The organism is Cryobacterium sp. MLB-32 (assembly GCF_000738085.1).
GTDB lineage: Bacteria > Actinomycetota > Actinomycetes > Actinomycetales > Microbacteriaceae > Cryobacterium.
Genome location: NZ_JPRS01000171.1, coordinates 1 through 7,318 on the forward strand (window position 1 = coordinate 1; position 7,318 = coordinate 7,318).

At 61.6% G+C, this 7,318-nt stretch carries 8 protein-coding genes; 1 reads left to right on the top strand and 7 read right to left on the bottom strand.

The features are described 5' to 3' along the window. The 5 genes from JF66_RS14955 to JF66_RS14975 form a co-directional block, all read right to left on the bottom strand. The coding region (locus JF66_RS14955) for an ROK family transcriptional regulator (protein ID WP_035879295.1) at nt 1-1,071 on the bottom strand (1,071 nt) is incomplete at its 3' end. 466 nt (nt 1,072-1,537) lie between these two features. Then, nucleotides 1,538-2,227, bottom strand: coding sequence for an SDR family NAD(P)-dependent oxidoreductase (locus JF66_RS14960; protein WP_035879291.1), 690 nt, complete (start codon nt 2,225-2,227; stop codon nt 1,538-1,540). Further along, a complete protein-coding gene (locus JF66_RS14965) occupies nt 2,227-2,949 on the bottom strand; it encodes an SDR family NAD(P)-dependent oxidoreductase (protein WP_035879292.1) in 723 nt (240 codons plus the stop codon). Before JF66_RS14965 ends, JF66_RS14960 begins: the two co-directional genes overlap by 1 nt. 1 nt (nt 2,950) lies before the next feature. Continuing rightward, on the bottom strand, nt 2,951-3,385 hold the full coding sequence (locus tag JF66_RS14970) for a nuclear transport factor 2 family protein (RefSeq protein WP_081882419.1): 435 nt from the start codon (nt 3,383-3,385) through the stop codon (nt 2,951-2,953). Beyond that, nucleotides 3,382-4,959, bottom strand: coding sequence for a cytosine permease (locus tag JF66_RS14975; RefSeq protein ID WP_051973592.1), 1,578 nt, complete (start codon nt 4,957-4,959; stop codon nt 3,382-3,384). The genes JF66_RS14970 and JF66_RS14975 overlap by 4 nt, the downstream gene beginning before the upstream one ends. A 111-nt stretch (nt 4,960-5,070) precedes the next feature. On the opposite strand from JF66_RS14975, the gene JF66_RS14980 reads away from it, so the two are divergent. Next, nucleotides 5,071-5,739 carry a cyclase family protein gene (locus tag JF66_RS14980; RefSeq protein ID WP_035879293.1) on the top strand — a complete coding sequence of 223 codons (669 nt, stop codon included), beginning with the start codon at nt 5,071-5,073 and terminating at the stop codon, nt 5,737-5,739. An 85-nt stretch (nt 5,740-5,824) separates the two neighbouring features. Here JF66_RS14980 and JF66_RS14985 read toward each other — a convergent pair whose 3' ends face one another. Together JF66_RS14985 and JF66_RS22400 are read right to left on the bottom strand one after the other, a co-directional pair. Further along, a complete protein-coding gene (locus JF66_RS14985) occupies nt 5,825-7,129 on the bottom strand; it encodes a M20 family metallo-hydrolase (RefSeq protein ID WP_051973593.1) in 1,305 nt (434 codons plus the stop codon). Beyond that, the coding region (locus JF66_RS22400) for an arginine deiminase family protein (protein ID WP_197059435.1) at nt 7,116-7,318 on the bottom strand (203 nt) is incomplete at its 5' end. The genes JF66_RS14985 and JF66_RS22400, both read right to left, overlap by 14 nt.

The window sequence follows — 7,318 nt, forward strand, 5'->3', positions numbered from 1 at the left end:
CACGGCGAATTCAACGTCAGTTGGAGAAGGAGCGCCGGCGCGGACACGGTCGCGGAGAAGTTGCCGTGCGGATTCGTCGAGATTTTCTGCGTGACCGGAGAAGATCACCCGGTTGGGGTTTACAACGCATACACAGACGATCGCGGCAAAAGCCCAGGCGTTAAGAGTGTCCTCTAGGAGTGTGCGTGCGACGTCTGACTTATCTGAACAGAGTTCGGCGATCAGGTCGCTGGAAACGGCCGTGATACCGACTTGCTGGGCAGCGAATTCGATCCCAGGAGCACTCCATTTCTTCTCGAATTGACCGCGTTCGCCGTCGGAAGCACTGTTCATGCTCTGAGGCAGGAATCCGATCTCCCCGGCTGACCGGGAAGAACCATCGAGCACTCGTCCACCTATGATGATCGTGGCGCCTATTCCTTCACCGATGTGGATGAGAACAAGATCGTCGACGCCTGCGCCCGCACCGTCGACACGTTCGCCGAGGGCGATTAGGTTGACGTCGTTCTCCACGATGACGGGAATGCCGATCGATGTGCTGAGCGCATCTGCCAGCGCCAGGCGCGGTACGGCTCCGAAGGACGGCGCCAAGGTCACGGATCCGTCTGAGTCGACGACGCCGGGCAAGGCCAAGACGACTCTAGACGGGCGAATGCTGGCCCGTGCAACTACAACAGACACTGCCTTGGACGCGCTGGCGATCGGGTCCAGTGGAGTGAAGTTCTGTTCGATCTGGTCAACGATTTTTGCGTTTAGGTCAATCAACGTGGCTTTGATCTTTCGTCCCCCCACAGTGATGACGGCGATGGTCATCGAGGAGCGGTCAAATTCGATGAGAGTACGGCGCCGTCCACCCGTGGATTGTTCATGACCGACTTCGCGAACGTAGCCTGCGTCAGTGAGGTCCTGGATGATGCCCGTCACTGTTGACGGGCTATAGCCAGTCAGTGCGGCGAGCTCTGTCCGCGCTAAGGGGCTTCTCGCGAGGAGAGTGGTCAAGATGGATTCAACCCTCAGGTTGCGTAGTGCTTCTCTTCCCTTCGCCGTTGAGGCAGGTGTTGTGAGCGACATACTTACTTTTTACAATGAATAAAGTAAGAACGCAAGAAGAACTTTTAAAGTCAGGTCCTTTGTTATACGCCCGTCACAATTGGCGCAATGACGGGCGGACCAAGTGACGCTTGTCGGGCCGTCTCGCGCGGACGGTCTGCGATCAAAGCCCGGATTTGCTGGCGGGCATGTGGTCGCCGTGAGAAGAGCGGCTCACGGGTGTTCCGCACCGTTTGATCTGGGGCAATGAACCGGTTCGTGTTTCGCGCCGCCGCCTTGTGCGTGGCGTGGTCTGGCATAAATGAACTCAGCGGTCTCAAAACCGCGGAGACTTGTCGAAATCGCAGAAGGAAGCTCCTGTTGTGTGTCTTGTTGACGGGGTCTGCAGATGAGCCCACCAGCGTGGCCGCCTTGGCTGGTGTGGTGCCGCAGACTCGCGCAATCCCCGCCCCGTCACCGCCGGCGAAGCGGTGCCAACTCGACGGCGTCAAGGGCGAATATCGCCGCCTGAGCCGACGGTGACGATCTGTCCGGTGACGGCGCCGGAGACGGGGCCGTTGAGGTACCCGACGGCGGCTGCCAGAGCTCGGGGGCCAGCGGTCGTGTCGAGGGGAACGGAAACTTCGTTGACGGTGATGCCGCGTGGGCCAAGGTCGCGGGCAAGAGTCTTGACCAGGGCAACGAGGGCGCCTTGGACGGCGGCGGTGGCCGTGGAGTCGTCCAGTTCAGCCGCAGTCCACCCGGAACCGACAATGATGATCCGGGCATCCTCGGTGCGGCTGAGGGCCGAAACGGCGGCACGGATGAGCGCAAATGGACCGAAGAGTGCCTGACTGACGCCAGCAAACCATTCCGTAGCCGGGGTCGAAGCGAATCCTCCCCGGGGCGGAGTGTCGGCGGCGCAGACGAGTACATCGAGCGAGCCCAGTTCTCGCTCGATTCGTGCCACGACCGCTGTCAGTTCGGCGGCGGTGGGGCGGATCGAGCGGGGGAAATCCATCTCTGCGCCCGGAACCGGATCGCCAATGACAGCAACACGCATCCCGTCTGAGATGAGTCGCGCGACAACATGCTTGGCGAAAGCCGGGTCGTGAAGGTCTACCAGCGCAATGCGAGGGGAAAGAACAGGCGGGGATACCGGGGCGAGACCGGGCGACAAGGCGAGGGAATCGGGCATCAGATCGTCGCTCCGGAGTTGGGGGAAAGAAGTTGGCCAACCATGGTGTCGCCGGCCTCGAGGAGGAAGAGAACTGCACCAGCGATCTCGTCGGGCCGGACGAGACGGGCCACGGGCAGCGACTGTAGGAAGCTCTCTGCGCGCCACGGGGAATCTGCCGCGAGCATCGCGGTGTCGGCTGCCCCGGGAGCGACGGAGTTCACGAAGACTCCGTCGCTGACGAGTTCGCGGGCCAGGCTGCGCGAGAAGCCCACGATTGCTCCTTTCGTGGCTGCATAGTGTGCGTCGCCCTGGCTTCCGCCCACCCCGAGGTCCGAGGAGATGGTGACGATTGCGCCGGATCCACGTGCCACCATCAACGGAACCACCGCAGAGCAGGCATTGATGGTGCCGCCGATGTTGACGGCCAACATGCGGTCCCAGACGGAATCCGTCATGTCGTCGATGGGCAGTTCTTCATAAATACCTGCCACGGTCACCAGCGCGCCGATGGGACCGAGATCGCTCTCGACGATACGCACGGATTTCTCCACAGCGGAAGCATCGGTGACGTCGACCTGCACACTCAGAGTGGTCGCCGACGGTGCCAAGTCGAAACCAGCGACCGCCCAACCGGCGTCTTCGAGAGCGCCGGCGATGGCGGCGCCGAGTCCCCGGGCAGCTCCCGTCACCAGGGCGACGGGCCGCTTGGCGACCGGGTCTGGATGGTCAGTGCTGGTCATCTCAGTTCCTTAGTGATAGGTGCTCGTGCACGCACAACCAGGCGCCATGGCGCAGTTCCAGCACAATGGTTTCCCGTTCCGTCACCGTTTCGGTAGCACCGTCGAAGGTTGCCACCGTATCGACGTCATGGCTGAACACGGCGGTCTGGCCGAAAATCTGAATGCGACGATTGCTTGAGGCACAGGAGCGCACGTGAAAACCGTGGTCTTCTTCCCACACGTCCCAGAGCTGCTCGTAGGCGGCTCGGGATTCAAGCCGACCTGGGTACGTATGGAACAGGAAGGTGGCATCCGGGGTGAACCCAGTGAAGTATTCCGCCCTGCGGTGGTGTGCAAAGTTGTCAATGATGTCGTCGACGGCCGCCAGGGCCGAGGCTGTGCCGTCGGTGGGAACACCACCAGGTTCAGCAGATGGGAGGCCGTCGACGGGAGTCATGAGTGGATGCGCGCTGCGGCTTTGGCGTGAACCTTGGCTGCGGTGGAGGAATGGTCGATCAGGATCTCCTGAAGCGGGGCATCGGATGCCGCTACGAGGCGCGGGCCGTCGTCACCGAAGACCGTGCGAGGTTCGGGGAAGATCCACAGTGCGCCGAGGTAGAGAACGGCCGCGGACACAACTGCCGTGACGAGACTCAGATCCATGCCTCCGCCAAGACTGCTGAGCGGACCGACGATCACGGGCGGAAAGTTGGCGAAGAGCAATCCGATCGCGGCGGCACCGATCCAGGCGAGCATTCCTCGCCAGTTGACGCCCGAGTTAAACCAGTAGGCTCCGCCGACTTCACCCTTGTTGAACACCTGCAGGTCGCGGGGACTGAAGTATCCTCGCCGAACGATGAAGCCGATGGCCATGATGACCATCCACGGAGTGGTGGTGACGATGATCGCTCCGATGAACGCATTCACCGCACCGAGAAGGTCGAAGAAGAGACGTCCGGTGAGGATGAACAGGAACGCGAGGACGCCGATCGCGATCGTCGCCTGTACCCGGCTGAACCGTGGCACGACCGAGGAAAAATCGAGGCCAGTGCCGTACAGCGACGTTGTTCCCGTGGAGAGGCCACCGATAAAGGCCACGGCCATGAGAAGCACCGCGTACCAAATAGGCGAAGCCTGAATGAGGGCGAATACGTAGTCGGCCTCTCCTGCCACGATCGTGGCCGTTGCCACACCGAAGAGGAACGGAATCAAAGTGAGGGCCTGTCCGAGGAACGTGGCCAACAGAAGTTTGTGTGCCGGCGTGGACTTCGGGATGTAGCGCGACCAGTCACCGAGGAATGCGCCGAATGAGATGGGGTTGGACATCACGATGAGCGCCGAGGCAACAAAGGTTGGCCAGAAGCCGCCGAGAGCGAGGGCGTCAGGCCCGGGGTTGTAGCTGGCGTCGAAGGTGCCGGAGAAGGCGACAAAGGCGAGCAGGATGAGGATGGTGTTGGCGATGACGGCGGTCTTGTTCACCAGGAGCATGAACTGGAAACCGTAGACGACGACGATGATGACCAGCAATCCGATGACGGCGTAGACCACTGTGCGGAGGCCAACGGAGTCTTCGATTCCACCGAGTCGGTTGAGCGCCCCCACGAGGGCGTCCCCACTGACCCACACGGAGATTGAGTAGAACGCGATGGCCGTGAGGAGGGACAGGAAGGAGCCGACCACCCGGCCGCGCACGCCGAAGAAAGCGCCCGACGAAACAGCATTGTTCGTGCCGGTGCGGGGTCCGAAGAGGCCCATGGGCATCAGGAACACGGTGCCGACCAGCACCCCCGCCACGACGGCGAGAACGGCCTGCCAGAAGGAAAGCCCGAGAACGATGGGAAACGTACCGAGGAGCACGGTAGCGAAGGTGTTGGCCCCGCCGAACTGGATCCGCAGCAGGTCCACCCAGGTGGACGTGCGGTCCTGATGCGGGATCGTGTCGATGCCGTGAGTTTCAACCTCGGTAATCTTGGGGCGGGCGTTCAGAACGGTGCCGGCGGGGTCGCTATCGCGATGATCGTTTATGGTCATTCTCGATGCCTTGTCTCTGGGTCGGGCGGGGGCTCCGACTGTGTTGAAGATTATGAAAAAACACTAGTGTCTTCATAAGCTCAATTGCTACAGATGAAAGAATAATTTACTATGACGAAACATTTGATTGTGGATCTGTCCGTGCCCGTGAACGCCGAGACGCAGGTATACCCCGGCGACCCCGTGCTGGCTTTCTCCGTGCACAGCACGATCGAGCGCGACGGTTTCAACCTGTTGAACGTCTCGATGGGGTCACAGACAGGCACCCATGTTGACGCTCCGTTCCACTTCAGCGAGACCGGGCTGAAGATCGATGAGGTGCCGCTGGACCGCTTCGTGGGCCGCGGGGTGATCGTGGATGCCCGTTCTGTGGGTGCCCGCGGCCGCATCGGTTGGGACCTGATCGCTCCCGTCGCCAACCAGGTGCAGCCGGGATCGATCGTGATTCTGCATACGGGATGGAGCGCGCATTACGGTACCGACGAGTACTTCGAGAATCCGTTCCTCGATGCGGATGCCTGTCGCCGGTTGATCGAGTTGGGTGTGCGCACATTCGCGATCGATGCGATCAATATCGATGAAACGCCGGATGCGACTCACCTGGGCGAAGGATTTCCGGTGCACCACCTCATCGCTGACGTCGACGGCGTCATCTGCGAAAACATGACCAATGTGGCCGCGATCGACTTTGAGGCACCGTTCATCTCCCTGCTGCCGATTGCTTTTCAGGCAGCCGACGGAGCACCGGTCAGGGCTGTGGCAATTCGGCTCGACTCCTGAAATTGACGTGAGCCTTGTGTTGACCTCGGCACACACACCAGCCGGGTGCAGACTGTGAATCGGCACGCACCCGGCTGTTACTGACCTAGCGCGAAGCGGCAGCTTCGAGCGCGTTGAGCGACTCGGGTAGTTCGCCAAGGGCCAGGCGAGTGACAACGTGCGTGAACACGTTGAGGCCGGACACCAGATCCGCGTCAGACGTGAATTCGCGCTCGTTGTGGGAAATGCCGCCTGCGGCACTCGGCACAAAAAGCATGATGGTGGGCACGATCTCTTTCATATTTGTTGCGTCGTGGCCAGCGAGCGTGAGAACACGGTCGTTCGTGTAGCCGAGGGCCTCGGCTGAACTGCGTGTCAGTTCAATTCCGCTTTCCAGGAAGGGACCGCTCTCCCAGATGCTGGCCCCGATCTCGTCGATGCTCACCCGGCACTCTGCCTCGATCAGGGCTATCGAATCCTGCAGATGTGCGTAAGCCTCGGCGAGAAGCCCTGATTCACGGGCTCGAATGTCGATCAAGAATCGCACTTCGCGGGCCACCGTCACCGGGGAATTGGGGGCCACGTAGAGCTCGCTGATCGAGCTGTGCACGGCCTCCTCGTCGAATTTGGCCAGCAGGTCGTTCACAGCCACGATCACTTTGGCTGCGCCGAGAACGGCGTCGCGACGATCCTTCATCCGCGTCGCACCCGAGTGCGATTGCTCTCCGCGCACCACGATCTCGTATTTGCGCGCCGACCAGGTCGAGGACACCATGCCGATGGTCGTGTTGGCGTCATCCATGCTGCGGCCCTGCTCGATATGAATCTCCGAGTAGGCGGCGATCGAGGGCGGGGTGAACGTGCCGACGCCGTCGATGGCCTGCAGCGCCTCCGCAACCGTGACGCCGTGCGCATCGGTCGTGGCCAAGGTCTTCTCCAGGTCGAGCAGGCCGGTGAACACCCCGCTGCCCATCATGCTCGGCTTGAACCGGCAGCCTTCCTCGTTGAACCAGTCGACGACGGCCAGGTTGAAAGTGGGGGTGACGCCATTCGCTGCGAACTGATCGCGCGTGCGCATAGCCGCGTGTGCTGCGGAAAGGACGCCGTAGGCTCCATCGAACCGGCCCGCCAGCGGCTGGCTGTCGAGGTGCGACCCGAGCAGAACGTAGGGCGCGCCCGGCACGAGTTCGAGGAGACCGAAAATGTTGCCGATCGGGTCGATGTCCACCGTGAAACCGTTCGCGCGCAACAACCCGGTGAACCACTCCCGGGTCTGCCCGTCCTCCGCGGTGGCGGCCTGACGGTCGACTCCCTGGTTGGCAGTGGCGCCGAAGGTCGACATCGTCACGAAATCATCGAGGAATGCTCCGTCATCAGCCGACGACGGGTGCCCCGCGCTAAGCCCAGTCACGCTGGAGTTCCATTGTTGAGCAGTGCAGACCGCCACCGTTTTTGAGAATTTCGCGGAACGGAATTGCGGTGACGTCGATCCCGGCCTCGTCGCGCAGCATCGAGGCAGTTCGTGGCAAATGATCGGGCATGATGACCTTTCTTTTGTTGAGGACGAGCATATTGCAGGCCCATTCTTCGCGACTGTCCA